We start from the raw sequence: 24,828 nt of genomic DNA, 5'->3' as shown, positions 1-24,828 counted from the left end.
GCTTTCCTTCCTGCCGAATCGGTGGGCCTTCGTCAGGAGCCGCCATTAGGTCACGACACAATTTTCGATCCGTTGGGATTCCGCAACGATGGGTTTACCGCAGGTTTCCGATCGGTAATTCCGTAATGTGATGGTTGCGTGTGCAATCGATTTATCGTTTTTCCGGAAGCGGGGCGTGTTGCCTTGCGAGCCGCGCCGAGGGGGGATGTGCCCGCACCGGATGCTCGTGCCCCGGAACGCAGCGGCGCGCGTCCGCGCATTCGCACGTCAAATGCCGTAATGGAAATCGCACCGGGAAGGGGAATTGCGTTCGCGCTGGTACGAAACCCGCTTTCGCGGAGATCACATGCGCCGGTAAGTCACGGTAACGAGGCCGGTAATCCGGGTAACCGCAGCGGAACCTACACTGGATCGACGTGATGGACGAACTTCAACGCAACGATCCGATGACCCCGATGAACTCGACGCAAGCGGTGTTTCTGCATTCCGGCCATGGTGCGACCGACGGCTGGCTGTGGTCCTGCCTCCGCGATCTCGACGGCGTGACGGCCTACGACGAACCGCTGCGCGCGATGGTCGCGCCGGTCGACTACGAGCAATACGCAAGCGCCGGCCCCGACGGTGTGCCGGCCGCGATGCCGTTGCCCGGTCAGCGGACGGCCGCGAGCGTGGCCGATTCGCTCAGGCAGGACGCGCTCGGCATGTCGCGCGTCGAGATGGCCTTTTCAGCCAACCAGTTCGAAGCGGCAACGCCCGAATACGCGGGCGACATCGAATACTTCCTGCGCGAACTGATGGCGCAGGCGTTCGATCGCGGCCGCATACCGGTGTTCCGGTTCGGCGAATCGCTCGGCCGGCTCGCGTGGATGCGTCGCGCATTCCCGGATGTCGTCCACATCGTCGTCGCGCGCAATCCGCTCGCGCAGTGGCAATCGTGTTGCGACCGGCTCGTCGCGCATCACGATGCGCATTGCATCGCGCTGCCGTTCCTGGCGCTCGCGTGCGGCCGCAGCGTGCCGGCGGTCGAACGGGTCGTCGTCGGCTTGCGCATCGACCTGCCGGACAATTTTCCGTATGTCGGCGAGCGGCCGGCCGGTCACTGCGTCGAATTCTTCAAGGCGCACGCGGCGTACGTCGGGCCGGCCGCTGCGTATCGCGCCTTTCTCGGTTGCTGGCTGCTCGCGATGCGTCATGCGACGACTCACGCGGATGCGATCTTCGATTGCGATCTGGCGATCCGGTCGCATGCGTACCTGAGCGCCGCGGAGGCGTGGATCGCGAACCTGACCGGATTGACGCCGTCGCTGCGCGCCGCGCACCGGAACCATGCGGTGCGCGGCCGGACGTTGTCGTACTCCGACAACGAGGATGCCCATCTCGCCGCGATGGAAGTCGGCAAGCTGCTGGTGCGCGACGGCAGCGCACCGGTCGATGCGCTCGCGCTGTGGGCCAGCAAGCTGGCCGAAGCGACGCTGGGCGCGCGTGCCGATGCGGACGCGACGGCAGCTTATGGGCAGATGTGTGTCGATCAGGCGCTCAGGATCGTCGATCTCGCGGCGGCTGGCAGTTTCGGCTGCGATGCGGTGCTCGCGAGCGAACTCGCGATGATGAAGGCGGCGCTGGGTGGGTTGGCCGAGCAGGGGAGCGAGCGGCGGCCGGGGCCGTGGTCGAGGTTGACGAGCACCGCGCGCAATTTTCTGGCGACGCGGCTGTAGAAAGCGGCCGCGAGGAAAAAAGGCTCATCGCGGGTTTCCGGGGCGCGCGATACCGTTTGTCCGTGTTCGGCCATTAGCCGCCGTCAGCGTACAACAACGACAAGACATCCGAGAGGCAGCTCGACCACCGATAGCGGACTGCCAAGCAGTCAGCGACGACAGCCTATATGTTTCATTTCATGCCGGGGCCCGTCGCGCCTTGACGAAGCGCATTCGCAACGACGACGAAAGCCGGAGTGGGTTGTCGGCGGCTCGGATAGTACAGATGGAAGCCCGAAAATGATGGGCACCAGTCAGACAGCACCCGTAGAAGCTGTCCGTTTTCGAGTTGCGATAACACACGTTGCTCCGGAACGAAGGCAAGACCGACGCCTGCGAGCGCGGCTTTCACTGCCATCGTTGCCGTGTTGAACACGAGTTGCCCTTCGACGCGCACGTTCAGTTCGCGTCCGCCTTTTCTGAACTCCCACGCATATATTCCACCGGCCGTCGGTAGCCGGATGTTGATGCAGTTGTGCGCGGTCAAGTCCTGCGGCGTCTTGGGCTTCATGTGCGTTGCGAAATACTCCGGCGTACCGACCACCGCCATTCGCACATCGGGCCCGATGCGAACGGCGACCATATCTTTGGCAACCTGTTCACCAAGCCGTACACCTGCATCGAGCCTCTCCTCGACGATATCGGTGAGTCCATTGTCGATGACGATTTCTATCGTGATGTCCGGGTAGTTAGGCAACAGCCGCAAGATCACCGGCCACAAAAGCAGTTCCGCTGCATGCTCTCCCGCGGCGATGCGGACGACGCCCGCAGGCGTATCACGCAAAGCGGTGAGCGCGCTCAGTTCGGCCTCGATCTCGTCCAGGTGGGGACCGACCGACTGTATCAGCCGTTCGCCAGCTTGCGTCGGCGAGATCTTGCGAGTGGTCCTGGTTAAAAGCCGCAGCCCGAGCCGCGACTCCAGATTGCGCACAGTCTGACTGAGCGCCGACTGCGAGACGCCGAGCTTTGCGGCTGCTTTCGTGAAGCTGCCCTCACGTGCGACAGCCAGGAATGCGGTGATATCGGAAAGATTAGAGCGCGTCATTTATAAGCCTACCTTCTAGCTTCATGCGGATTTTAGCTCTTAATGGCATGAAGCCGCGCTGCTACATTGAAAGCCAAGGCAATTACCGCAAAGGAACGCTCGTGCAGATCAGGAAATGCGGATCGCAGCCGTCCGCGAAGGGGCCGGCTGAATACTTCACAGGAACGGTCAGGATCGATGCGCCGTTTTCAGGCGAGGAGCCGGCCCGAATCGGCGGGGCGACCGTCACCTTCGGCGCACGGACTGCATGGCATCCGCATCCGCTGGGTCAGACGCTGATCGTAATTGCCGGCCTTGGCTGGGTGCAGCGCGACGGCGGTCCCGTCGAAACGATCCGACCGGGAGACATCGTCTGGATCGCCCCAGGTGAAAAGCACTGGCACGGTGCGACGGCGACGACGGCCATGACGCACATCGCCATCGCTGAATCGCAGAACGGCGGTCCCGTCACGTGGATGGAGAAGGTCACCGACAAGCAATACCAGGTTGGCCCGGCCGCGCTGGACAAATGATGCGCTTGAATGATGAGGACACGCACTGTTGAAAAAAGCATGCTCGAAGCGTCCGCTATCGGTCCCGGCTGCTTGGGTCTTAGCTATGGCTATGGTCCCGTCGTCGACAAGACTGAAGCAAGCAAGCTGATCCGCACCGCGTTTGAACGCGGCGTGACGTTCTTCGATATCGCAGCATTCTCGACCCTTACCGGGATTCGGCTGCGTTGATCGAGGTATCCGATCTCGACTATACGATCTTTCGGCCAGGCTGGTTCACCCGAGAGCCGCAAGGGCCGTACACCATCACGCACAAGGGTGAGCCGTTCCGGGGTCACGCTGTTTCGCTCGACAGCCTGTCAGGCTGATCGTAAAGATTGCGACCACGCCCCGCCTCTACATTCGCAACAGCATCGGCGTCAGCGATCGCTAAACAGAAAGAAGGACATCATGCAGAAAGTCATCGTTGTAATCGGGCCTGGATCAATTGGGCAAGCGATCGCGCGCCGGGTCGGTGCCGGCAAGCATCTTCTGCTCGCTGATCTGCGACAGGAAAACGCGGAAGCGGCGGCAAAGACATTGAGCGAAGCCGGGTTCGAGGTAACCACGACATCCGTCGATATCTCATCGCGCGCGTCCATCGAAACCCTCGTTTCAAAAGCAACGTCGCTCGGAGAAATTCACGGCCTTATCCATGCGGCGGGCGTCTCGCCGTCGCAAGCCTCAGTCGAAACGATTCTGAAGGTCGATCTCTACGGCACCGCGGTCATTCTTGAAGAGTTCGGTAAGGTGATCGCCGAGGGCGGTTCCGGGGTTGTCATTGCATCACAGTCAGGACACCGGCTGCCGCCGCTATCGACCGACGATAACAAGGCGCTGGCGACAACGCCCGTCGAGGACTTGCTAAAGCTGCCTTTGCTTCAGCTCGATCAGGTCAAAGATTCGCTGCACGCCTACCAACTGTCGAAGCGCGGCAACGCGCTGCGCGTGATGTACGAGGCCGTTCGTTGGGGCAAGAGGGGTGCGCGCGTCAACACGATCAGCCCCGGGATCATCATTACGCCGCTTGCGAAAGATGAATTGTCCGGCCCGCGCGGAGAAGGGTATCGCCGCATGATTGACGGCTGCTCGGCAAAGCGCGCTGGCACACCCGACGAAGTCGGCAATGTCGCGGCGATGCTCATGGGGCCGGACGGCGGTTTCATAACCGGCAGTGACTTCCTGATGGATGGAGGCGTTACCGCTTCCTATTGGTTCGGGCCACTGGTTTCGCAGTAGCAATTGAACGGCGTGTCGTGCATTGAAAGCGGCCATCGCCGGCTCACTACTCTCTATGGCAGCAACGGGTCGGGTACGGCCCTTCCTGGCCGATTAGTGTCTGCACATGTCCTGCACTACAATGCCTGATCTGGGGTGCTGCACGCCGTCCGGGCTTCGTCCGTGGCGCCACTTGCAAGCTTCATGCCGGAGGGATGCCATGCCGACTTACCAATACCGTTGTGAGAAGTGTGGCGAGACGTTCGAACATGTCGAACATCTCGCGGAGCATGAAACCGCTCACCCGCACTGCCCAAAGTGTGGAAGCGAACAGGTTCAACATGCGCCCACGCCGTTTGTAGCAAAGACGTCGAGCAAGAGCTGAGCTCGGTCCGCGAGCATCAATTCACTTTTTTATGCGGAGATCCTTCCCGAAGAGAGGGACGACTGCCCGGCGGATTAACGGTGGCGCATCAAACCTGTTCGCTGGCTAAATTGACTGAGTTCGGCCAGCTTCTGCCGTTCGGTTGCGCGCCGGCGCTGACGTTCCAACGGCTGCCATGCCCCGGACACCGGAGAATTTTTCGCTGCCCCTACTCGCTAATCAAAATAGGGCTCCAATACCCCCTCGATCCAATCCATGAAGGCCCGGACACGGGGCGACAGATTACGCCGATGTGCTACGACGAGCGACGCGGCGAGGGGCTCAGGACGTAAGTCGGGCAGAACCTCCACGAGCGCGCCGCTTTCGACGTGATGCGCGAGAGTTGGGTATCCCGCCTGGATCAACCCAATGCCCGCAAGCCCGGCGGCATGATAGGTCTGCACACTGTTGACTTGCATCGCGCTTGGCAACGGAAGCGACGCATAACCGTCGCCGTCCGGGTATTCCCATCCGGCATGCTTGGCGCCGAGCGTCAGCGTGTAGTGGACCATCCGGTGTCCTTGCGTGCGCAGATCATCGAGCGTGTGCGGTATGCCGTACCGTGCCAGATAGCTCGGGCTCGCCGCATTTGTCATGCGCAGTTTGCCCAGCGGTCGGGCTATCAGCGTCTCGTCGACGATCGGACCCAGACGGATCACGCAATCGAACCCTTCCTGGACGAGATCGACACGCCGATCGGTGCTGGAAAGTTCCAGTTCCAGCTCTGGATGCGCCGCCATCAGTTGCGGGAGTGCGGGAATCACGACGCTTCGTGCCAACTCGGTGGGCATGTCCACGCGCAACCTTCCCCGCAGTGGTGTGCCGTTACCCGAGAACATCGATTGCAATTCCTGTACTTCGGCCAGCAGGTCCCGTGCGCGCGAATAAAAGGCGCGTCCGTCTTCAGTAAGCTGCACACGCCTCGTGGTCCTATGCAACAGCGCAACACCCACATCTCGCTCAAGTCCACGAATCACCATTGAGACACGACCCTTCTGAATACCGAGGCTTTCGGCCGCACGCGTGAAGCTCGTCATTTCGGCGACACGGGCAAAGATCAAAAGCGCGTCAAGGTTTTGCATTGTTCACCCAGGGAGTAACAGAACGTTCAATTTGTCATCATTTATAACTCAGTTGTGACTCGTTAGAGTGGCTTCCCATGTCGTCCACAGCGGACAACTCGAACGAAAGGGAGCCACCATGACACCACACACCTCTCCGATCAAAACGGTCGTCGTATACCACTCCGGCTATGGGCATACCGAGCGTATGGCAAGCGCTGTCGCCGAAGGCGCCGGCGCCGCACTCGTCGCAATCGACACTGAGGGAAACATCGCAGAGGATGCCTGGGATACGCTCGCCGGCGCGGATGCGATCCTGTTCGGCTCGCCGACCTACATGGGCGGCCCGAGCTGGCAGTTCAAGAAGTTTGCAGACGCATCCTCGAAGGCCTGGTTCGAAGGCGGGTGGCGGAACAAGACCTTTGGCGGCTTCACCAATAGCGCGAGTATCAACGGCGACAAGCTCAACACGCTCGAATACTTCTTTCTGCTCGCCGGGCAGCACGGCGGCATCTGGGTCAGCATGGATATCAAGCCGGCGAACGTAAAAGCTTCAATGCGTGACGACCTGAATCGCATGGGCTCCTACATCGCGCCGATGGCGCAGACACCTGCCGATGCGTCGCCTGCAGAGATGTCGCCGGGGGACCTCGAGACGGCACGCCGCTATGGCGCGCGCGTCGCCATGATCGCCGGACAGTTTCGGTCCGGCAAATCTCGAAGCAACTGAAATCCTGGCGCGCGCGACGCGACAGAACGGACGCCGCCACATGTCATCCAGCCACGCTTGAAGGGAATAGCCATGAAATACAAGCAACTTGGCCGCACCGGCCTGTATGTATCCGAGCTGTGCCTCGGCACGATGACGCTGGGCGGCAATGCCGACGCGGGTATGTGGAAGGCGATCGGCGCTGTCGGTCAGGACGAGGCGAACCAGTTGATCGCCCGTGCGCTTGCCGAGGGAATCAATTTCATCGATACCGCCGACATTTATTCCTTTGGCCAGTCCGAACGCGTCGTCGGACAGGCGCTCAGAGACGTCGGCGTACCGCGCAGCGAGATCGTGCTGGCTACGAAGACGGCCGGCGTGATGGGCCCGAAACCCAACGATCAGGGGGCGTCGCGCGGCCATATCATGGATTCCGTGCAGAGAAGCCTGGAACGGCTCCAGGTCGACCATATCGACCTTTACCAGATTCACGCCAGCGATCCTGTCACGCCGATCGAAGAGACGCTGCGCGCCGTCGACGATCTGACGCGGCAGGGGCTGGTCCGTTATGTCGGCGTTTCGAATTGGCGCGCAGGCAAGATCGGCAAGGCGCTCGGGCTGAGTGCAGCGCTTCACGCCACGCGCTTCGAGACGCTCCAGGCCTACTATTCGATCGCCGGACGTGACGTCGAGCGCGAACTGGTGCCACTCGTTATCGAGGAGCAGATGGGGCTGCTCGTCTGGTCGCCGCTCGCCGGCGGATTGCTTTCGGGGAAGTTTGGCCCCGGTGCGCCAACCGAAGAAGGTTCGCGGCGCAGCCATTTCGATTTTCCGCCGGTCGATCTTGATCGAGCCTGGCCGTGCGTTGCAGAGATGCGCGCCATCGCCGACGCGCGCGGTATCTCGGTCGCCCGGATCGCGCTGGCCTGGTTGCTCGCCAAGCCGCATGTCACGAGCGTCATTATCGGCGCCAAACGGGTCGAACAGCTCGAAGATAATCTCGGCGCGGTCGATGTCGTTCTTACCGAGGAGGAGCTTGCGCGTCTTGATGCCGTGAGTGCTCTGCCGCCCTGCTATCCCGGCTGGATGATTGATCGTCAGGAGGCTGGCAGGCGCCCCCAACCTTTCCGGCGCGTCGCGTCGAAATAGAACCGGCTACCGCACATCAATCCCTTCGACGAAGGTGGTTGCCAATACCCGCCCCGCGTTGAAGTGCGTGTGTCCACTACAAAACAAAAGAGAGATCGACATGCCAAAAGCTTATCTAATCGCACATGTCAGCGTTTCAGACCCGACCGCCTATGCCGCCTACGCAAAAGCCGCAGGCGATGCAATAAAAGCTTTCGGCCCCAAGGTCATTGCGGCTTGGGGAGCGTATGAAAACCTCGAAGGCGAGGCCCACGAGCGGCATGTGGTCCTTGAGTTTGATTCGTTCGTCAAGGCCAGGCGTTTCTATGAGAGCCCCGAATACCAGGCGGCCAAGGCGCTCCGTGCCGGGGCAGCAACCGGAACCTTTGTCATTCTCGAGGGGACTTCATAACGCTGGCCGCGAAGCGCTCGAATACCGGGCCGCTCGCTTTGATCTGTTGCCAAGCACTCTTGCGAATCCGTGTCGCCCATCTTTGGGGGCATGGTTTGTGAAAGCGAGTATTCGAGGTTGTCGACGCATACCTTGCGGCGCCAAATTATTTATTCCGCCGAGCGTCCACCAGCCCATGCTATCGGATGAGCGACTCTTGTACCTTGGAAGCTGCCGCTGAAAATGTGCGAGAGCGGTGAGTCGAAATGAGTCGTTATCCGACAGATATCCCCGGAAATCCACGAAGAGCCAACGTCGGATGTCGAAAAATGGCGGGGCCGGGGAAGTGACGCTCACGAGCGGCTTTCACGTGTGCCGGTCGATCGTTAGACGGTATTACAGCCGTTGATCCGGTGCGCTCGAGCGCTCGATTGAAAAAGGATTCCGCGGACGCGGTTGCGGGCGCCGCGGAACAGGCTGAGATCAATTGTCGGCCGATGCCGTCGCGGTCGGCATCGCGTCGTGATGCTGGATCGCATAGAGCTGGCGATTGCGCGCGATCTGCGAGGCCGACGGCGGGTAGTCGTTCCGGTTCGACGGCAGCAGGCCGTCGGCTTCGGCATCGATCAGTTGCTGGCGGACTTCGGCGCGCGTGAGCGGCGCCTGCGTGGACTGGGCGAAGGCCTGCGTGCCGAACGGCAGGCTCAGTGCGGCAACGACGAAAGCGGCGACGAGTTTCATGGCAACTCCTTGGTGGTTGAACGGACGAGTGGGGAGGGGCCCACGCTTCGAATTCTGGTCGCCGCGGCAGTCACCACACTGACCCGCTGATTACAGTTTCGTAATCAGGCCGTGCCGCGCGGGCGCGACGCGGTTCGCCCGCCCCGTTTCCCGGTAACATCGGCGCATGTCACCACCGAATGCGACGGAGTCGATCATGCGCATCCTGATAGTCGAAGACGAACCGAAGACCGGCGCATACCTGAAGAAGGGGCTCGAGGAATCCGGCTTCAGCGTCGATCTCGCAAAGGACGGCGGCGAGGGGCTGACGCTCGCGCAGGAAGAAAGCTACGACGTGATCGTGCTCGACGTGATGCTGCCCGTGCTCGACGGCTGGAGCGTGCTCAAGCGGCTGCGCGACACGCATACGACGCCCGTGCTGTTCCTGACCGCGCGCGACGACGTGCAGGACCGCGTGCACGGCCTCGAACTCGGCGCGGACGACTACCTCGTGAAGCCGTTCGCGTTCGTCGAACTGCTCGCGCGCATCCGCACGCTGGCGCGCCGCGGGCCGCCGCGCGAGACGGAGCGCATTGCAGTGGGCGACCTGGAGATCGACGTCGTGCGCCGCCGCGTGAAGCGCGGCACGGTGCGGATCGACCTGACGCCGCGCGAATTCTCGCTGCTGCAACTGCTCGCGCGCCGGCAGGGCGAGGTGCTGAGCCGCACGCAGATCGCGTCGTACGTATGGGACATGAATTTCGACAGCGACACCAACGTCGTCGAAGTCGCGATCCGGCGGCTGCGCGCGAAGATCGACGACGCGTTCCCCGTCAAGCTGATCCACACGGTGCGCGGCGTCGGCTACGTGCTCGAACCGAAGGACGCCGCATGATGCTCGGCCGCTCGCTCGGCGCGACGCTCGCGCTCGCGTTCGGCGCGACCACGCTCGCCGTCTTCGCGCTCGTCGGCGCGTATGTGTACACCGGCCTGCAGCGGCAGGTGAGCGCGCAGGACGACCTCGACATCGTGCTCGCCGCGCGGCACACGCGCCGGCTGGCGGGCGAACTCGATTCGGTCGACGCGGTGCGCACGCATGCGGACCGGTTGACGAGCCAGGTGCTCGGCAACGCGGCGCTGTCGCTGGCCGTCGTCGACGGGCAGGGCAACGTGCTCGCGCGCCACAACGTCGAGCGGACCGAACTCGAGGATCTGCCCGAGACGGCGGCCGGTGTATCGTCGCCCGCGCAGCCCGCGTTACCCGACGCCGAACTGTTTCCGCCGCACGCGACGCCGGTGCCCGCGAACGAACGGATTACCGCCGACCGGATCGCGACGTGGACCGCCGACGGCGGCGTGTCCGTGCGCGGCGTCGTTACCGATGCCGAGTTGCGGGACCATACGAAGATCCGGATCGCGATCGCGCGCAACATGAGCGATCGCGCCGCACTGCTCGACGGCTACCGCGACAAGCTGAAGATCGCCGGCGGCCTGGGCGCGCTGTTCGCGATGCTGCTCAGCTACTGGCTGATCCGCAAGTCGCTCGCGCCGCTGCGCGAGATCGTCGCGAACACGGGCCGGATCACCGTCGACAAGCTCGATACGCGGCTCGATGCATCGCGCGCGCCGCGCGAGCTGACGGCGCTCGTCGACGCGCAGAACGCGATGCTCGGCCGCCTGCAGCAGGCGTTCGGGCACCTGTCGCAATTCAGCGCGGATCTCGCGCACGACCTGCGCACGCCGCTGAACAACATGCGCGGCGCGACCGAGGTGGCATTGGCGCGGCCGCGTTCCGTCGACGAATACCAGGCGCTGCTCGAATCGCATCTCGAGGAATACGACCGTCTCGCGCGAATGATCGAGAACGTGCTGTTTCTCGCGCGCGCCGAGCATCCCGGCTTCGTCACGCGGCAACGTGCATTCGACGTTCATGACGAACTGGAACGCATCGCCGGTTATTTCGAAGGGCTCGCCGACGAAGCCGGGTCGACGCTGCGGGTCGACGGGCACGGCCGTCTGACCGCCGATCTCGAACTGTTCCGCCGCGCGGTCAGCAACCTGCTCGCGAACGCGCTGCGCTATACGCCGGCGGGCGGCGTGATCGCGCTGCGCGTCGACGAAACGGCGGACGCGGTGTACGTGGTCGTCTCGAACCCGGGCGAGCCGATCGATCCCGCGCTGCTGCCGCGCATCTTCGACCGCTTCGTGCGCGGCGACCCCGCGCGCAGCGGCGGCGTGCCGGGCGGGACGGCCGGGCTCGGCCTCGCGATCGTGCGTTCGGTGATGGAACTGCACGGCGGCACCGCGCGCGTCGAGAGCGACGCGGGCGGCACGCGGTTCATCCTGACGTTCATCAAGACGCCGACGGCGTAGCGGCCGGGTGCCCGGCGGCGGTTACGTGCGCCCCCGTGTGCCAGCCGCCGCCGAGCGCCGTCAGCAACCCGACCGCCGCTTCCATCCGGCGCGCGGCGATCTGGTCGGCCAGGCGCCGGTTGGTCAGCGCGATCGTCTGCGCGGTCACGACATCGAGGTAGCTGACGGCGCCCGCGTTGTAGCGGTTGGTCGTCAGCCGCAGCGACAGGTCGGCCGCATCGGTCGCGCGCTGCTGGCTGCCGGCCTCCGATGCGAGCGCATCGAGCGCGGAAAGCTGATCCTCGACCTGCTGGAACGCAACGAGCACCGTCTGCCGATAGTCGGCGACCACCCCGTCGTATTGCGCATGCGCGCCGCGCAGCGACGCGCTGCGGCGGCCGCCGTCGAACAGCGTGCCGGCGAGCTGCGAGCCGAGCGACCAGAACAGGCTCGGCGCGGCGAGCCACGGCGCGAAGAACCCGCTTTCGAGCCCCGCGCTCGCCGACAGCACGAGGTCGGGAAAGAACGCGGCGCGCGCCTCGCCGATCTGCGCGTTCGCGGCCGCGACGCGGCGTTCGGCCGCCGCGATGTCGGGCCGCCGCTCGAGCAGTTGCGACGGCACGCCGGCCGGGATCGCCGGCACGTCGAACGATTGCACGCGCGGCGGCAGCGCGAACGTCGACGCGCTTTCGCCGACGAGCGTCGCGATCGCATGCTGGAGCTGCGCACGCGACGCATCGATGTCGGTGTCCTGCGTGCGGGTCGATTCGAGTTGCGTCGCGGCCTGCGCGACGGCCGACGCATCGATCGCGCCGGCCGCGAGCTGCTGTTTCAGCAGCTTCAGCGCGTTCGCATACGCACGCACCGTATCGTCGAGCAACTGCTTCTGCGTATCGAGCGAGCGCAGCGCGAAATAGTCGGTCGCGAGCGTGGCCGTGACCGACAGCTTCACGGCCTGCAGGTCGGCCGCGCTCGCGTCGGCGTTCGCCTGCGCGCCGGTCACCGCGTCGCGCACGCGGCCGAACAGGTCGGGTTCCCAGCTCGCGGCCACGCCGGCCTGATAGTCGGGGGTCGTTTTACCGGCGAGCGACGAGCCGAGCTTGTTCTGCGACACGCGCGCGCGGCTCTGCGCGATGCCGGCCGTGACGGTCGGCAGGAACCCCGCATGCTGGTAGTCGACCATCGCGCGCGCCTGCTGGAGATCGGCGACGGCCTTCTTCACGGTCTGGTTCGAGATGTCGACACGCGCTTCGAGCGCGTTCAGGCCGGCATCGTCGAAGACGGTCCACCACGCGCCGCGCGGTGCGGCATCGGCCGGCGCAGCGACGTTCCAGCCCGGCTGCGCGGCGGGCGTGCCCGAAGCCGGTACGCCCGTAGCCGGTACGCCCGAAGCCGGTATGCCCGCATAGTGCGCGGGCACCGCGACGGTGGGCGGCGAATAGGGCGGCAACGTCGAGCACGCGGACAACGCGGTCAAAGCGGCGGCGACGCCTGGCGCGACGACGCGGCGGGCGAACGGGAGCGGATGGAGGAAGCGCATGACGGGTATCTCGCGGGTTTTCATGGGCGGATCAGCCTCGGGCGTGCGTTGAAGCTGCTGCTGCAGGCATCGAAGCCGGCGCCGCGACGGCGGCGGGCGTCGACGCAGCCGCGCCGGGCGCCGCCGTCGCGCCGGTTGCCGGGTCCGTTTGCACCACCGGCGCGGCCGACACGATCTTCACGACCTCGCCGGCGGCAATCGAATCGCCCGGGTTGTCGATCACGCGATCGGTCGCGGCGAGCCCCGACACGATCTCGACGCGCGTGCCGAAATCGCGCCCGATCTGCACGGTCTTCAGCGCGGTGGTGCCGTTCGCGGCGACGGTCGCGACCGTCACGCCGTTCGGCCGGAACAGCAGCGCGCTGACCGGCAGCTCGAACGCGGGGGCCGCGCTCGGCACGAGCAGGTGCGCCTGCGCATACGCGCCGGGCATCAGCGCGCCGTCGCCGTTGTCGACGTCGATCTCGACGCGCAGCGTGCGCGTGACCGGATCGATCGCGCCTGCGCTGCGCGCGACGCGCGCGGCGAAGCGCCACCCCGGATACTGCTGCGTGGTCAGGTAGACGGAGGTGCCGGTCGTCACGCCTGCCGCGCTGTCCTGCGGCACGTCGACGAACACGCGCAGCGTGCCGGTCTGTTCGAGATGGAACAGTTCGCCGGACAGGCCGGGGCTGCCCGGCGTGCCGCCCGCGGTGACGAGCGTGCCGACGTCGACGTTGCGCGCGGTGATCACGCCGTCGAACGGCGCCGCGACCGATTCGTACGACACCAGCTCGGTCAGGTGCGCGACATTCGCCTGCGCGGAGGCCAGCATCGCGCGCTTCGCGTTCATGTCGGCGACCTTCGTGTCGGTGTCCTGCTGCGATACCGATTGCGTCTTCAGCATGTCCTGCCAGCGCTGCGCGGTCGATTTCGCGTAGTCGTAGTTCGCCTGCGCGGTCGCCGCGTCGGCGCGCGCCTGCCGCAACTGCGCGTCGAGGTCGGGCGCCGTGATCTGCGCGAGCGTCTGCCCGGCTTTCACGTGCGCGCCGATGTCGGCGTTCCAGTGCGCGATATAGCCGCTCGTGCGCGCATAGATCGATGCCTCCGCGTACGGCATCACCGAGCCCGGCAGCGTCAGCGTCTGGTCGGTAGGCGCGGCGCGCGGCAGGATCACCGAGACCGGCAGCGCCTGCTGCGCGGCCACCTGCACGCGTTGCGCGGCCCGCGCGTCGACGCGCGGCACGATGCCGGCGGCCAGCAGCGCGGCGGCCACCGCGAGCGCGGCTAGCGGCACGGCGAGTTTGCGAGCGCGGCCGCGCGGCGATGCTTCGGGTGTTGTGTCGCGCACGGTAGGCGGTGCCGTGTCCGCTTCGGCGGCCGGCGGCGGGGCGAGGGGTTCGGTCGAGTCGTTCATGATGGGTTCTGGGTCGGGCGAGTCGAAGGGAGTCGAGGTGAGGCCGCGATCAGGGCAACGCCGGCGTGTCCTGCGCGCGGCGCGCGGCGGCCGCATCGCGGCGCCGGTCGAGCCACGCGTGGACGAAGCCGAATACGACGGGCACGAACAGCAGCGTCGACAGCGTGCCGAACGCGAGCCCGCCGATCACCGCGCGGCCGAGCGGCGCGTTCTGCTCGCCGCCGTCGCCGAGGCCCAGCGCCATCGGCAGCATGCCGATCAGCATCGCGAGCGCGGTCATCACGACCGGGCGGAAGCGGCTGAAACCCGCGTCGAGCGCGGCCTGCCACGGCGGCGCGCCGCCCGCGATCAGCTCGCGCGCCGCGTTGACGACCAGGATGCTGTTCGCGGTCGCGATGCCGATGCACAGGATCGTGCCGGTCAGCGCGGGCACCGACAGCGTCGTGCGCGTGACGAACAGCATCCATGCGATGCCGGCGAGCGACGCGGGCAGGCCGCCGACGATCACGAGCGGATCGAGCCACGACTGGAAGTTGACGACCATCAGCAGGTAGACGAGCGCGATCGCGAGCGCGAGGCCGCCGAGCAGCCCGGCAAACGACTCGTGCATCGCCTGCACCTGGCCGCGCAGCACGATCGACGAACCGGGCGGCAACTGCACGCGCGCGGCGTCGACGAGCTTCGTCACGTCGGCCGTGACGCCGCCGAGATCGCGGCCCTGCACCGACGCGAAGATGTCGAGCACCGGCTGCACGTTGTAGTGCGAGACGACCGCCTGCTGCGTCGCGCGCGAGAAGCTGCCGAGCGCGCCGAGCAGGTTCTGCGCGGGCGCGCCGGCGGCCGGGCCGCCGGCCGGCGTCTGCGGCGAACGGGCGGTGCCCGCCGGCAGCGGCACGTTCGCGAGCGCCTGCAGCGAATCGACCGAATACTGCGGCGTCTGCACCATCAGCGGATAACTGACGCCGTTGCGCGGGTCGAGCCAGAAGTTCGGCGTCGTCTGCGAACTGCCGGACAGCGCGATCAGCAGGCTCTGCGCGACGTCGCGCTGTTCGAGGCCGGCCTGGATCGCCTTCGTGCGGTCCACGTTCACGTTGATGGCCGGCTCGTCGCCGGGCTGCTGGATGCGCGCGTCGACGAGGCCGCGCACGCCGCGCAGCTTCGCGAGCAGCGCGTTCGCGACCGCGCGGTTCTGGTCGAGCTGGTTGCCGACGATCTGGATGTCGATCGGCGCGGGCAGCCCGAAGTTGAGGATCTGGCTGACGATGTCGGCCGGCAGGAACGCGAACGTCACGCCGGGGAACGACTGCGCGAGCAGGTTGCGCAGCTTCGCGACGTAGGCGGCGGTCGGCGCATGGTTCGGCTTCAGCGTGATCATCACGTCGGCATCCTCGGTGCCGATCGGGTCGGACGAGTCGTACGTGAGGTTGATCCCGCTCACTGGCACGCCGATGTTGTCGAGCACGCTCGCGATGTCGTTCGCGGGAATCACGTCGTGGATGCGCGCTTCCACTTCGTCGGTCAGGCGCGCGGTTTCCTCGATCCGCGTGCCGGTCGGCGCGCGCAGGTGCAGGCGGATCTCGCCCGTGTCGACCGACGGGAAGAAATCCTGCCCGGCGAACGCGAACAGCCCGGTCGACGCGACACATGCGAGCAGGAAGGCCGCCGCGAAACGGCGGCGGCGCGCGATCGCCGCCGACAGCAGCGCGCGATAGCGCAGCCGGACCGCCTCGAAGCGATGTTCGAACGCGGCCTGGAAACGCGCCAAATGCACGAGGGGTGCGAACACGCCGCGCGGCGGCCGGCCGAGCCCCTTCGCGCGCATCAGCGCCATCGCGAGCGTCGGCACCAGCGTGCGTGAGAAGAAATACGATGCGACCATCGCGAAGATCACCGCCTCGGCCATCGGCACGAACAGATAGCGCGCGACGCCCGTCAGCAGGAACATCGGCACGAACACGATGCAGATCGACAGCGTCGACACGAAGGTCGGCACCGCGATCTCGCCCGCGCCGGTCAGGATCGCGTCTTCGAGCGGCGCGCCGCGTTCGAGGTGGTGCGTGATGTTCTCGATCGCGACGGTGGCATCGTCGACGAGAATCCCGACCGCTAGCGCGAGCCCGCCGAGCGTCATGATGTTGATCGTCTGGCCGAGCGCGGCCAGCGCGAGCAGCGACGTCAGCACCGCGAGCGGAATCGATACCGCGATGATCAGCGTCGCGCGCCAGCTCCCGAGGAACAGCAGGATCATCAGCGCGGTGAGGCACGCGGCGATCAGCGCCTCGCGCACGACGCCCTGGACCGCCGCTTTCACGAACAGCGACTGATCGCCGAGCGCCGAGATGTGCAGCGCCTTCGGCAGGCCGGCCGCGATCTTCGGCAGCATCGCCTTGACCTGGTCGATGATCGTCAGCGTCGATGCGCTGCCGGTTTTCTCGACGGTCAGCAGCGCCGCGCGCTTGCCGTCGGCGCGCACGATGTTGGTCTGCGGCGCGTAGCCGTCGCGAACGTGCGCGACGTCGCGCACGTAAACGACGCTGCCGCCGATCGTCTTCACCGGCAGGTTGTTCAGCGCGGCGACCGTCTGCGTGCTGCCGTTCATCTGCACGTTGTACTCGCGCGTGCCGATTTTCGCGGTGCCGCCGGGCAGGATCAGGTTCTGCGCGTTGATCGCGTTCACGACGTCGATCGGCGCGAGCCCTTTCGCCTGCAGCGCGCGCGTGTCGAGATCGACGACGATCTGGCGGATCTTGCCGCCGAACGGCAGCGGCACCGCCGCGCCCTGGACGGTCGCGAGCTGCGTGCGGATGAAGCTGTTGCCGAGGTCGTAGAGCTGCTGCTCGGCGAGCGTGTCGCTCGACAGCCCGAGTTGCAGGATCGGCACCGTCGACGCGTTGTACGTGATGATGTTCGGCGGCAGCGTGCCGGGCGGCAGGATCCGCAGGATCGATGCGGAGTTGCTTGCGGCTTCCGCGATCGCGCGATTGATGTCCGCGCCGGGGTGGAAGAAGATCTTCACGACCGACACGCCGTTCAGCGACTGCGATTCGATGTGCTCGATGTCGTCGACGTCGGACGTGAGCGCGCGCTCGTAGTTCGACGTGATCCGCTTGGCCATGTCCTCGGCGGAGAAGCCGTTGTACGACCAGACGATGCTGACGACCGGGATGTCGATGTTCGGGAAGATGTCGGTCGGCGTGCGCAGGATCGCGAGCGGTCCCGCGATGAAGATCAGCAGCGCGAGCACGACGAACGTATAGGGCCTGCGCAACGCCAGCCGGACGATCCACATGATGTTGTTCCTCGAAGCAGGGCAGGGGCGCCGCATTCGATGCGACGAGCGTGCAGTCTGCCGGCGCCGCGTTGACCCGGCCCTGACCCGAAGATTACGAAGCTGTTATCCGCGCGCGGCAGCGCAGATTTCAGGATTGTCATCCGGCGGTCAGCGTCGCGCCGGCCGCGATCACCAGAATGAATGCGTCAGGCGGCGAAAACGCATCCGCAGTCCCGCCGGCGGCGCATCGACGATGCGTCCTCATCGAACCGTTCTGGGGAGTTTCATCATGAATCGCAGACTGATCGCAGCCGCCGCGCTGCTCGCCCTCGCAATCGGCACGCCGGTCGCGGCTTTCGCACAGACGTCGTCGTCGGGCCTGACGCGCGCCGACGTGATCGCCGAGCTCGTCCAGGCGCAGCGCGACGGCACCGTGCCCACGTCGAACTGGGACTATCCGCCGAGTACGCAGACGATCGCGCGCAATCGCGAGCTGTATGCGATCGCGCACGGCGAGCAGGGCACCGCGACCGCGTCGACGTCCGTGCCGACCGTCAGCGCGCAGTGAAACGGGAGTCGGGCGATGAAGCTCCTTTCCCGACTGGCGATCGCCGCGCTGCTCGCGGCGGCGGTCGCGCCGGCCTTTGCGCGCGGGATGCCGCAGCTGCCCGACGACGACGGCGGGCGCGCCAGCGTGCTGCGCGAGTTGAACCCGACGCGGGTGGACGGCGATGCGCGGGCGCACGCCGCCGGCGTCGTTTCGAATCAAGGCGGCGAGACCGACAGGAAGGCGGCGACCCGCCGGAACAGAGTCTCGTCGAGTCCGAGTGGCAGCAAGGCGTTGCCGGGAACATCCGGAAATCCGGATCGTCGTGCGTGACCCAATCGTCATCCGGCCGAGCGGCGCGGCTCATGCGGCGAATGCGCTTTCACGCTGCGCCTGCTCACAACGCACGGCCGCCCGGGCTGAACCCGTCGTCAGGTATTCGGCGAAACCTCGGCCGCCGAAGGCACGGCTGCCGCCGCCGATTCATCGGCGAGCGCCCAACGCTTCACGAGACTCGCGATCACGAGCACGGCCACCGCACCGGTCAGCGGCGCAACGGCCATGATCGGCAGAATCTGGCTGAGTCCCAGCCCCGCGCTCAGGATCGCCGCGCCGGCAAACGCGCTGCCGATGGCGCCCAGCCGCCCGAACGCGTGCATCCAGCTCAATCCGGTTGAGCGCGCAACGGTCGGGTAGAAACGCGCGGTCAGCGCGTTCATGCCGGTATTGGTGCCGGGAATGAACCATCCCCACGCAAAGGCGAGGACCTGCAACGCCCAGAAGGTCGACTGCATCCCGTGCACGGCCCACAGCGACAGTGCCGCCAGGCAGAAGCTCGCCGCGACCGTGTAGTAGCGATCGAAACGATCCATCAGCCAGCCGATCGCGATCGAACCCAGCGTGCCGCCCCAGTTCAGGAAGCCGACCATGATGGCGCCCTGGGCACTCGTATAACCGGCGTCTTTCGCCATCGTCGGCAGCCAGTTGTAAAGCAGGTAGGTGACGAACAGCCCGACGAAATAGCACAGCCAGATCAGGACCGTGCCGGCGATGTAGCGCTTCGACAGGATCGTGCCGATCGCACCGCCTTTCACCCTCGGCTGCGCGGGCAGGAAGAATCGCGTATCGGCGGGCACGCGCGTACGGCCGATCGCGGAAAGAATCCGCGCGATCAGGTCGGGACGCTTGTTCTGAACCGTCAGGAATGCGACCGATTCGGGCAGCCAGCGCATCAGGATCGGCACGCAGACCACGGCAAGCGCACCGCCCACCGTGAGCATCGTGCGCCATCCGTAACCCGGAATGATCCACGCCGCGATGAAGCCGCACAGCGCGGCACCGACCGTGAACCCGCTGTACACGACCGTCACGAGGAACGAGCGCCGGCGTTCCGGCACGTATTCGGACCACAGCGTCACCACGTTCGGCATCACGGCGCCCAGGCCGAGCCCGGTGATGAACCGGATCGGCAACATCGTCCCGAGCGACGTCGCGTGCGCGGTGGCCAGCGTCCCGACGCCGATGATCAGCACGCTGGCGACCAGCACGCGCTTGCGCCCGAACCGGTCGGCAATCGGCCCGCCGAGCAGCGCACCGGCCGCGAGGCCGAACAACGCGGCGCTGAGCACCGGCGCCAGCGCGTTCTTCGTGACGCCCCATTCCTTGATCAGCTCCGGCACGACAAAGCCGATGATGACGGTATCCCAGCCGTCCAGCGAGATCACGACGAAGGTCAGCAATCCGACCAGCCACTGAAACGGGCTGACCGGGCGCTCGTCGATGAATTCGCGAACGTTGATGGCGCTTCCTGATACCGGCATGGTTGTCTCCTGCGTTGGGGCTCCGGGCCCTTGCATTGCGTCGGTCGGTACCCGACGCGATGCCCCGCAGTGTTCGATCGCCGAAATTCCGCGTCCAACAAGAAATTCCGTTTACCGCGACAAGGAAACGTTATCGATCGGCAGGGCCTTTCGGTTGCCCGGGCATCCCGTTCCCCAGTTTCTCCAGCAGGAAATCGGCGAACACCGACACCGCGGGCGGCAACGGCGGGCGGCTCGTATAGACGAGTTGCAGCCCGAGGCCGGTGCCCGAACGTCGATACGACGGCAGCACGCGCACCAGTTTTCCCTGCTCGATTGCCAGCTCGGCGAGCAACTGCGGCAGCAGCGCGATCCCCAGCCCGGCGATGCAGGCCTGTATCACCACGCGCATGTCGTTGACCGAGAAGCGGCCGTCGATCGAAATCTCCTGGGTGCCGCGCGGCCCCTGCAGGCGCCACATGCTGCGGCCCTGGCGACTGGACACCGTCAGGCAATCGTGGTCGGCCAGTTCTCGCGGCGTGCGCGGCGCGGCGCGCCGTTCGAGATAGGCAGGGCTCGCCGCGAGGATCATCGTGCCCGGCGCGATCCGGCGCACGCGGAAGCTGCCGCCGGTCTCGATGCCCATCCGCAATGCGAGATCGATGCGCTCGCCGATCAGGTCGGCCGGCGTGTCGTCGAGCAGGAAGTCGATGCTGATCTGCGGATAGCGCGCATAGAACTCGGCCAGCCATTCCAGCCGGAAAAGTTCGAACAGACCGCCCATCGCCGTCACGCGAACCTTGCCGGAAGGCGCCTGCCCGCCCGCATGCAGCCGTTCGATCTCGAAGACCCGGTCGAGCGCCGGCGCATAACGCTCGAACAGCGCCTGGCCTTCGGTGCTTGGCGCGAGCTTGCGGGTCGAGCGATGCAGCAGGCGCGTGCCGAGTTGCCCTTCGAGCTGGTCGATGCGCCGGCTCAGCGTATTGGCCGGCATGCGCAGGCGCCGCGCGGCCTCCGAGAAGCTGCCGGCGCGGACGACCTGGACGAACAGCGCGAGATCGTTCAGATCGAGCATCGGATTCCTCCAAAAATGGATCAATCAAATCCTATTTATCCATCTAGTGTAAAGCAGCTTCCGTCTCCATACTGGTATCACGCTACAGACAAGCACCCGACTTCCCAAGGAGATTGAATTGAACAAGACTCTGACGATCGCGGCGGGCGCACTCGCCGCATTGCTGTCGTTGTCCGCATTCGCGGCCGCGTCGACGTACCGGCTCGATCCGGACCATACGTACCCGAGCTTCGAGGCCGACCACATCGGCGGCCTGTCGGTCTGGCGCGGCAAGTTCGACAAATCGGGCGGCACCGTGACGCTCGACCGCGCGGCAAAGACCGGCACCGTCGAAGTGACGACCGCGATTGCGTCGGTTCATACGGGCAGCACGAAGCTCGACCAGGACCTGCAGTCGAACCAGTTCTTCGACGCGTCGAAGTTCCCGGAAGCGACCTACAAGGGTGCGATCACGTTCAACGGCGACAAGCCGGCGACGGTCGTCGGCAATCTCACGATGCACGGCGTGACCCGGCCGCTGACGCTGAAGATCGACTCGTTCAAGTGCATGCCGCATCCGATGCTCAAGCGCGAAGTGTGCGGCGTCGACGCGATGGGCGAGTTCGATCGCAGCGAATTCGGCGTCGACTTCGGCAAGGCGTACGGCTTCAGCATGAAGACGCGCCTGCTGATCACGGCCGAAGCCCTCAAGCAGTAACCCCTTTCGGAGAACACTCATGAAACTGCTGCATATCGATTCCAGTATCCTCGGCCAAGGCTCGGTCAGCCGCGAACTGTCGGCGGAAGCCGTCGCGACCTTCCGTGGCCGCGACCCCGGCCTCACGGTGACGCGCCTCGATCTCGCCGCTACGCCGATCGGCCATCTGACGGCCGAACACCTGGCCGCCGCGCAAGGCGCGCCAGTCGACGACGCGCTGCAGGCGGACGTCGAGATCGGCCGGCGCGCGCTTGACGAATTCCTCGCGGCCGACATCGTGGTCGTCGGCGCGCCGATGTACAACTTCGGCATCGCTTCGCAGTTGAAGGCGTGGATCGACCGCATCTCCGTCGCCGGCAAGACGTTCCGCTACGGCGAGAGCGGGCCGGTCGGATTGTGCGTCGGCAAGAAGCTGGTCGTCGCGTCTTCGCGCGGCGGCGTGTACAGCGAAGGCTCGCCCGTGGCCGCGTTCGATCATCAGGAAACCTATCTGAAAGCGGCGTTCGGCTTCCTCGGCATCACGGACATCACGTTCATTCGCGCGGAAGGCGTGGCGATGGGGCAGGACATGCGCAGCGGTGCCATCGCGTCGGCGAAGGAAGCCGCGGCGGCGCTCGCGGCCTGACGGTGTTTGCCGGCTTACTTTCTCAATTGCGCACAAACCGAGGCGGACGCCTGACCCGGCCATGCCGCCTGTCGTACCTCGATACGCTGGAGCACACCCGATGAATGCCGTCGATCCCGTTTTGCAGACCGCCGTCACCGGCCGTCACGTCGTCTTCCGCACGCGCGGCCGCGCCCACGGGCCGGTCGTCCGGATGGCGAGCCCGTCCGACGTCGGCGAGATGATCAAGCCGTTCGTCTTTCTCGACCTGGTCGATACGCAAGCACCGTTGGGGCAGCCGGCCTTCGGCTGGCATCCGCATTCGGGTATCGCCACGCTGACGCTCGTGATCGACGGACGCGGCACCTACGCCGAATCCACCGGTCACGAAGGCACGATGGAGGCGGGCGACATCGAATGGATGAGCGCCGGGCGCGGCGTCTGGCATACGGGTTCCGTCGTGCCGCCGGTCAAGGCGTTCCAGCTGTGGGTCGCGTTGCCGCCGGGGCGCGAGCTGGCGCCGGCGTTCAGCCAGCACCTGTCGATCGACGACATCCCGTCGGACGGGCCGGCGCGCGTGCTGCTCGGCCGCAGCGGCGACGCGGTCAGCCCGATCGATGCGCCGCCGGGCATCAACTACGTCGTCGTGCAACTGAAGGCCGGCGAGCGCTGGACCTGCCGGCCGCCGCAGGGCTACCGGGTCGGCTGGACCGCCGTGATGGACGGCAGCCTGCGTACGCCGGACCCGGTCGGCCAGGGCGAGCTGGTCGTCTTCGACCGGTCCGACACCGCGATCGAATTCGACGCGGTGACCGATGCGCGCTTCGTGGTCGGTACGGCCATCCCGCATCCGCACGACCTCCATCTGGGCAACTACTCGGTGCACACGAGTGCCGCCGCGCTGGTGGAAGGCGAGCGCGAAATCGTGCGCATCGGCCGCGAGCTGCGCGCCAAGGGAGTGATGCGCTGATCGGAAAGCGCGCAAGTTGATATCCGCCGCGTGGCCCTGAACCGCGCGGCAACCGACAGGAGCCGATTCATGACGGACATGCTGCCCGTCATGGTGCCGATCGGTCTGGGGGCGGGCGCGATCGACACGTCGGCGGCTACCACCTCGCGTTCCTGTTGGGCGCCGGGGCCGCAGTAGCGGCGTCGGTGCTGGCCGGCGTGTTCATGCGGGCCCGCATGCCTGCGCCGGTACCCGGCGACGCGCCATCCGCCGCTTCCATCTGAAGCAAACCAACGTCTTCCTTTCGGCCCGGCCTGCCGTCATTCCGCCCACGGAATCCTGACGAGGCCGGCGCATTGCCCGAATGCGCCGGCTTTCACGCATTCGAAACGACCCGGCCGGCCCGCCCGCCGCCGCCGCCGCTCCAGGCGTCCCCGCGCTTAGGTGTTTATACGTATGCCGATTCCGATATCGCCTCAATCCAAGATTTCATTGGAAGGTTATCGGACTTGTTCCTAGACTAATCCGGGGCATACACACCGGGCCGGCAGGCACAGCCCTGAACCGCGCGCGCCAAGCAGAACCAGAACAGCGCAGCGGCATACAACGACATCATCGGAGACGGACCATGACATTCATCAGGAAGCTGGCGGCCGGTGCGATCGTCGCCGCGGCGACGGTACTCGCGCCCGGCACGTTCGCGCAGCAAAAGCCGATCACGCTCGGGTTCTCGCAGGTCGGCGCGGAAAGCGCGTGGCGCACCGCGAACACCGTGTCGGTGAAGGGCGCGGCAAAGGACGCCGGCATCAACCTGAAATTCTCGGACGCGCAGCAGAAGCAGGAGAACCAGATCCGCGCGATCCGCTCGTTCATCGCGCAGAAGGTCGACGTGATCGCGTTCTCGCCGGTCGTCGAATCGGGCTGGGAGCCGGTGCTGACCGAAGCGAAGGCCGCGCACATCCCGGTGATCCTGACCGATCGCGGGGTCGACGTGAAGGACCCGTCGCTGTACGTGACGATGATCGGTTCGGACTTCCTCGAGGAAGGGCGGCGCGCGGGCCACTGGATGGAAGAGCACTACAGGAACGACGCAGGTCCGATCAATATCGTCGAGCTGCAGGGCACGGTCGGCTCGGCGCCGGCCAACGATCGCCGCGCGGGCCTGCTCGAAGTGATCAAAAGCAATCCGAAATTCAAGGTGATCGCGTCGCAGAGCGGCGACTTCACGCTCGCCGGCGGCAAGCAGGTGATGGAAGCGTTCGCGAAGACCTACGGCAAGCAGATCAACGTCGTCTACGCGCACAACGACGACATGGCGCTCGGCGCGATCCAGGCGATGGAGGAAGCCGGGATCAAGCCCGGCAAGGACATGAGCGTCGTGTCGTTCGATGCGACGAAGGGCGGCTTCCAGGCGATGGTCGCCGGCAAGATCAACGTCGACGTCGAATGCAGCCCGCTGCTCGGCCCGCAACTGATGAGCGCGGTGAAGGACGTCGTCGCCGGCAAGTCGCTGCCCAAGCGCATCGTGACGAACGAGACCGTGTTCCCGATGAACGTCGCGGCGCAGGTGCTGCCGACCCGCAAATACTGAGGTCCGCGCGGGCGGCGGCGTGGCACG

General features: G+C 65.9%; 24 protein-coding genes and 1 pseudogene. 17 read left to right on the top strand and 8 right to left on the bottom strand.

Annotated elements, in window-relative coordinates; all coding sequences use genetic code 11:
- The first annotated feature begins 419 nt into the window (after nucleotides 1–419).
- Complete coding sequence (locus JYG32_RS36580) at nucleotides 420–1,715, top strand: hypothetical protein (protein WP_213267634.1); 1,296 nt, start codon at nucleotides 420–422, stop codon at nucleotides 1,713–1,715.
- Nucleotides 1,716–1,887: 172 nt separating this feature from the next.
- Here the strand turns inward: JYG32_RS36580 and JYG32_RS36575 are convergent, their stop codons facing one another.
- Entirely contained in the window at nucleotides 1,888–2,799 is a 912-nt protein-coding gene (locus JYG32_RS36575; protein WP_213267633.1) for a LysR family transcriptional regulator, read from the bottom strand.
- Nucleotides 2,800–2,900: 101 nt separating this feature from the next.
- Here JYG32_RS36575 and JYG32_RS36570 point away from each other — a divergent pair, with 101 nt between their 5' ends.
- The 5 genes and pseudogenes from JYG32_RS36570 to JYG32_RS36550 all read left to right on the top strand — a co-directional run bounded on the left by JYG32_RS36570 (nucleotide 2,901) and on the right by JYG32_RS36550 (nucleotide 4,932).
- The gene (locus JYG32_RS36570) at nucleotides 2,901–3,311 is read left to right on the top strand and encodes a (R)-mandelonitrile lyase (RefSeq protein ID WP_213268314.1); all 411 of its coding nucleotides are present in this window, start codon (nucleotides 2,901–2,903) and stop codon (nucleotides 3,309–3,311) included.
- 12 nt (nucleotides 3,312–3,323) lie between these two features.
- Nucleotides 3,324–3,485: pseudogene (locus JYG32_RS36565) on the top strand (aldo/keto reductase); the annotation flags it as partial.
- 32 nt (nucleotides 3,486–3,517) lie between these two features.
- Nucleotides 3,518–3,658 (top strand): NAD(P)H-binding protein, encoded by a 141-nt coding sequence (locus tag JYG32_RS39370; protein WP_249744905.1) that lies wholly within the window; start codon nucleotides 3,518–3,520, stop codon nucleotides 3,656–3,658.
- Nucleotides 3,659–3,740: 82 nt separating this feature from the next.
- Complete coding sequence (locus JYG32_RS36555) at nucleotides 3,741–4,568, top strand: SDR family oxidoreductase (RefSeq protein ID WP_213267631.1); 828 nt, start codon at nucleotides 3,741–3,743, stop codon at nucleotides 4,566–4,568.
- A 199-nt stretch (nucleotides 4,569–4,767) separates the two neighbouring features.
- Nucleotides 4,768–4,932, top strand: coding sequence for an FmdB family zinc ribbon protein (locus JYG32_RS36550; RefSeq protein ID WP_096476149.1), 165 nt, complete (start codon nucleotides 4,768–4,770; stop codon nucleotides 4,930–4,932).
- A 215-nt stretch (nucleotides 4,933–5,147) separates the two neighbouring features.
- On the opposite strand, the gene JYG32_RS36545 is transcribed toward JYG32_RS36550, so the two are convergent.
- Nucleotides 5,148–6,053, bottom strand: coding sequence for a LysR family transcriptional regulator (locus JYG32_RS36545; protein ID WP_174378155.1), 906 nt, complete (start codon nucleotides 6,051–6,053; stop codon nucleotides 5,148–5,150).
- 118 nt (nucleotides 6,054–6,171) lie between these two features.
- Here JYG32_RS36545 and JYG32_RS36540 point away from each other — a divergent pair, with 118 nt between their 5' ends.
- The 3 genes from JYG32_RS36540 (at nucleotide 6,172) to JYG32_RS36530 (ending at nucleotide 8,281) form a co-directional block, all read left to right on the top strand.
- The gene (locus JYG32_RS36540; RefSeq protein WP_174378156.1) at nucleotides 6,172–6,762 is read left to right on the top strand and encodes a flavodoxin family protein; all 591 of its coding nucleotides are present in this window, start codon (nucleotides 6,172–6,174) and stop codon (nucleotides 6,760–6,762) included.
- A gap of 72 nt (nucleotides 6,763–6,834) precedes the next feature.
- A complete protein-coding gene (locus tag JYG32_RS36535) occupies nucleotides 6,835–7,890 on the top strand; it encodes an aldo/keto reductase (RefSeq protein ID WP_213267630.1) in 1,056 nt (351 codons plus the stop codon).
- A gap of 100 nt (nucleotides 7,891–7,990) precedes the next feature.
- A complete protein-coding gene (locus JYG32_RS36530; RefSeq protein ID WP_213267629.1) occupies nucleotides 7,991–8,281 on the top strand; it encodes a DUF1330 domain-containing protein in 291 nt (96 codons plus the stop codon).
- Nucleotides 8,282–8,743: 462 nt separating this feature from the next.
- On the opposite strand, the gene JYG32_RS36525 is transcribed toward JYG32_RS36530, so the two are convergent.
- Entirely contained in the window at nucleotides 8,744–9,001 is a 258-nt protein-coding gene (locus tag JYG32_RS36525) for a DUF4148 domain-containing protein (RefSeq protein ID WP_174378159.1), read from the bottom strand.
- 196 nt (nucleotides 9,002–9,197) lie between these two features.
- Here JYG32_RS36525 and JYG32_RS36520 point away from each other — a divergent pair, with 196 nt between their 5' ends.
- Together JYG32_RS36520 and JYG32_RS36515 are read left to right on the top strand one after the other, a co-directional pair.
- Nucleotides 9,198–9,875: a heavy metal response regulator transcription factor gene (locus JYG32_RS36520; RefSeq protein WP_174378160.1), complete on the top strand. Its 678-nt coding sequence runs from the start codon at nucleotides 9,198–9,200 to the stop codon at nucleotides 9,873–9,875.
- Nucleotides 9,872–11,353, top strand: coding sequence for a heavy metal sensor histidine kinase (locus JYG32_RS36515; RefSeq protein WP_213267628.1), 1,482 nt, complete (start codon nucleotides 9,872–9,874; stop codon nucleotides 11,351–11,353). The genes JYG32_RS36520 and JYG32_RS36515 overlap by 4 nt, the downstream gene beginning before the upstream one ends.
- Here the strand turns inward: JYG32_RS36515 and JYG32_RS36510 are convergent.
- Genes JYG32_RS36510 through JYG32_RS36500 form a run of 3 tightly spaced genes read right to left on the bottom strand, consistent with a single transcriptional unit; the run spans nucleotide 11,334 to nucleotide 17,557 of the window.
- Nucleotides 11,334–12,872 (bottom strand): efflux transporter outer membrane subunit, encoded by a 1,539-nt coding sequence (locus JYG32_RS36510; protein ID WP_213267627.1) that lies wholly within the window; start codon nucleotides 12,870–12,872, stop codon nucleotides 11,334–11,336. The genes JYG32_RS36515 and JYG32_RS36510 overlap by 20 nt on opposite strands.
- A gap of 31 nt (nucleotides 12,873–12,903) precedes the next feature.
- Nucleotides 12,904–14,268 carry an efflux RND transporter periplasmic adaptor subunit gene (locus JYG32_RS36505; protein WP_213267626.1) on the bottom strand — a complete coding sequence of 455 codons (1,365 nt, stop codon included), beginning with the start codon at nucleotides 14,266–14,268 and terminating at the stop codon, nucleotides 12,904–12,906.
- Nucleotides 14,269–14,317: 49 nt separating this feature from the next.
- Nucleotides 14,318–17,557: an efflux RND transporter permease subunit gene (locus tag JYG32_RS36500; RefSeq protein WP_213267625.1), complete on the bottom strand. Its 3,240-nt coding sequence runs from the start codon at nucleotides 17,555–17,557 to the stop codon at nucleotides 14,318–14,320.
- A gap of 271 nt (nucleotides 17,558–17,828) precedes the next feature.
- Between JYG32_RS36500 and JYG32_RS36495 the strand changes: the two genes are divergently transcribed.
- Together JYG32_RS36495 and JYG32_RS36490 are read left to right on the top strand one after the other, a co-directional pair.
- Complete coding sequence (locus JYG32_RS36495) at nucleotides 17,829–18,107, top strand: DUF4148 domain-containing protein (protein WP_174378165.1); 279 nt, start codon at nucleotides 17,829–17,831, stop codon at nucleotides 18,105–18,107.
- 15 nt (nucleotides 18,108–18,122) lie between these two features.
- Entirely contained in the window at nucleotides 18,123–18,419 is a 297-nt protein-coding gene (locus JYG32_RS36490; protein ID WP_213267624.1) for a hypothetical protein, read from the top strand.
- A gap of 98 nt (nucleotides 18,420–18,517) precedes the next feature.
- Here JYG32_RS36490 and JYG32_RS36485 read toward each other — a convergent pair whose 3' ends face one another.
- Complete coding sequence (locus JYG32_RS36485) at nucleotides 18,518–19,906, bottom strand: MFS transporter (RefSeq protein ID WP_213267623.1); 1,389 nt, start codon at nucleotides 19,904–19,906, stop codon at nucleotides 18,518–18,520.
- A gap of 130 nt (nucleotides 19,907–20,036) precedes the next feature.
- Nucleotides 20,037–20,960: a LysR family transcriptional regulator gene (locus JYG32_RS36480; RefSeq protein ID WP_213267622.1), complete on the bottom strand. Its 924-nt coding sequence runs from the start codon at nucleotides 20,958–20,960 to the stop codon at nucleotides 20,037–20,039.
- Between the two features lie 118 nt (nucleotides 20,961–21,078).
- Here JYG32_RS36480 and JYG32_RS36475 point away from each other — a divergent pair, with 118 nt between their 5' ends.
- The 4 genes from JYG32_RS36475 (at nucleotide 21,079) to JYG32_RS36460 (ending at nucleotide 24,801) form a co-directional block, all read left to right on the top strand.
- On the top strand, nucleotides 21,079–21,657 hold the full coding sequence (locus JYG32_RS36475) for a YceI family protein (protein WP_174378169.1): 579 nt from the start codon (nucleotides 21,079–21,081) through the stop codon (nucleotides 21,655–21,657).
- Between the two features lie 19 nt (nucleotides 21,658–21,676).
- Nucleotides 21,677–22,282: an FMN-dependent NADH-azoreductase gene (locus tag JYG32_RS36470; RefSeq protein WP_174378170.1), complete on the top strand. Its 606-nt coding sequence runs from the start codon at nucleotides 21,677–21,679 to the stop codon at nucleotides 22,280–22,282.
- A gap of 100 nt (nucleotides 22,283–22,382) precedes the next feature.
- A complete protein-coding gene (locus tag JYG32_RS36465) occupies nucleotides 22,383–23,231 on the top strand; it encodes a pirin family protein (RefSeq protein ID WP_213267621.1) in 849 nt (282 codons plus the stop codon).
- A 607-nt stretch (nucleotides 23,232–23,838) separates the two neighbouring features.
- Nucleotides 23,839–24,801 (top strand): ABC transporter substrate-binding protein, encoded by a 963-nt coding sequence (locus JYG32_RS36460; RefSeq protein WP_213267620.1) that lies wholly within the window; start codon nucleotides 23,839–23,841, stop codon nucleotides 24,799–24,801.
- Nucleotides 24,802–24,828 lie beyond the last annotated feature (27 nt).

The organism is Burkholderia pyrrocinia, assembly GCF_018417535.1.
Lineage (GTDB): Bacteria > Pseudomonadota > Gammaproteobacteria > Burkholderiales > Burkholderiaceae > Burkholderia > Burkholderia pyrrocinia_E.
Note: the sequence above shows the minus strand (reverse complement) of the source record. Positions and strands in the feature narration are given on the sequence as shown.

Bases quoted from the DNA above. Each gene is read 5' to 3' on its own strand.
- JYG32_RS36580 (WP_213267634.1), top strand. From the start codon at position 420: ATGGACGAACTTCAACGCAACGATCCGATGACCCCGATGAACTCGACG.
- JYG32_RS36575 (WP_213267633.1), bottom strand. From the start codon at position 2,799: ATGACGCGCTCTAATCTTTCCGATATCACCGCATTCCTGGCTGTCGCA.
- JYG32_RS36555 (WP_213267631.1), top strand. From the start codon at position 3,741: ATGCAGAAAGTCATCGTTGTAATCGGGCCTGGATCAATTGGGCAAGCG.
- JYG32_RS36550 (WP_096476149.1), top strand. From the start codon at position 4,768: ATGCCGACTTACCAATACCGTTGTGAGAAGTGTGGCGAGACGTTCGAA.
- JYG32_RS36545 (WP_174378155.1), bottom strand. From the start codon at position 6,053: ATGCAAAACCTTGACGCGCTTTTGATCTTTGCCCGTGTCGCCGAAATG.
- JYG32_RS36540 (WP_174378156.1), top strand. From the start codon at position 6,172: ATGACACCACACACCTCTCCGATCAAAACGGTCGTCGTATACCACTCC.
- JYG32_RS36535 (WP_213267630.1), top strand. From the start codon at position 6,835: ATGAAATACAAGCAACTTGGCCGCACCGGCCTGTATGTATCCGAGCTG.
- JYG32_RS36530 (WP_213267629.1), top strand. From the start codon at position 7,991: ATGCCAAAAGCTTATCTAATCGCACATGTCAGCGTTTCAGACCCGACC.
- JYG32_RS36525 (WP_174378159.1), bottom strand. From the start codon at position 9,001: ATGAAACTCGTCGCCGCTTTCGTCGTTGCCGCACTGAGCCTGCCGTTC.
- JYG32_RS36520 (WP_174378160.1), top strand. From the start codon at position 9,198: ATGCGCATCCTGATAGTCGAAGACGAACCGAAGACCGGCGCATACCTG.
- JYG32_RS36515 (WP_213267628.1), top strand. From the start codon at position 9,872: ATGATGCTCGGCCGCTCGCTCGGCGCGACGCTCGCGCTCGCGTTCGGC.
- JYG32_RS36510 (WP_213267627.1), bottom strand. From the start codon at position 12,872: ATGCGCTTCCTCCATCCGCTCCCGTTCGCCCGCCGCGTCGTCGCGCCA.
- JYG32_RS36505 (WP_213267626.1), bottom strand. From the start codon at position 14,268: ATGAACGACTCGACCGAACCCCTCGCCCCGCCGCCGGCCGCCGAAGCG.
- JYG32_RS36500 (WP_213267625.1), bottom strand. From the start codon at position 17,557: ATGTGGATCGTCCGGCTGGCGTTGCGCAGGCCCTATACGTTCGTCGTG.
- JYG32_RS36495 (WP_174378165.1), top strand. From the start codon at position 17,829: ATGAATCGCAGACTGATCGCAGCCGCCGCGCTGCTCGCCCTCGCAATC.
- JYG32_RS36490 (WP_213267624.1), top strand. From the start codon at position 18,123: ATGAAGCTCCTTTCCCGACTGGCGATCGCCGCGCTGCTCGCGGCGGCG.
- JYG32_RS36485 (WP_213267623.1), bottom strand. From the start codon at position 19,906: ATGCCGGTATCAGGAAGCGCCATCAACGTTCGCGAATTCATCGACGAG.
- JYG32_RS36480 (WP_213267622.1), bottom strand. From the start codon at position 20,960: ATGCTCGATCTGAACGATCTCGCGCTGTTCGTCCAGGTCGTCCGCGCC.
- JYG32_RS36470 (WP_174378170.1), top strand. From the start codon at position 21,677: ATGAAACTGCTGCATATCGATTCCAGTATCCTCGGCCAAGGCTCGGTC.
- JYG32_RS36465 (WP_213267621.1), top strand. From the start codon at position 22,383: ATGAATGCCGTCGATCCCGTTTTGCAGACCGCCGTCACCGGCCGTCAC.
- JYG32_RS36460 (WP_213267620.1), top strand. From the start codon at position 23,839: ATGACATTCATCAGGAAGCTGGCGGCCGGTGCGATCGTCGCCGCGGCG.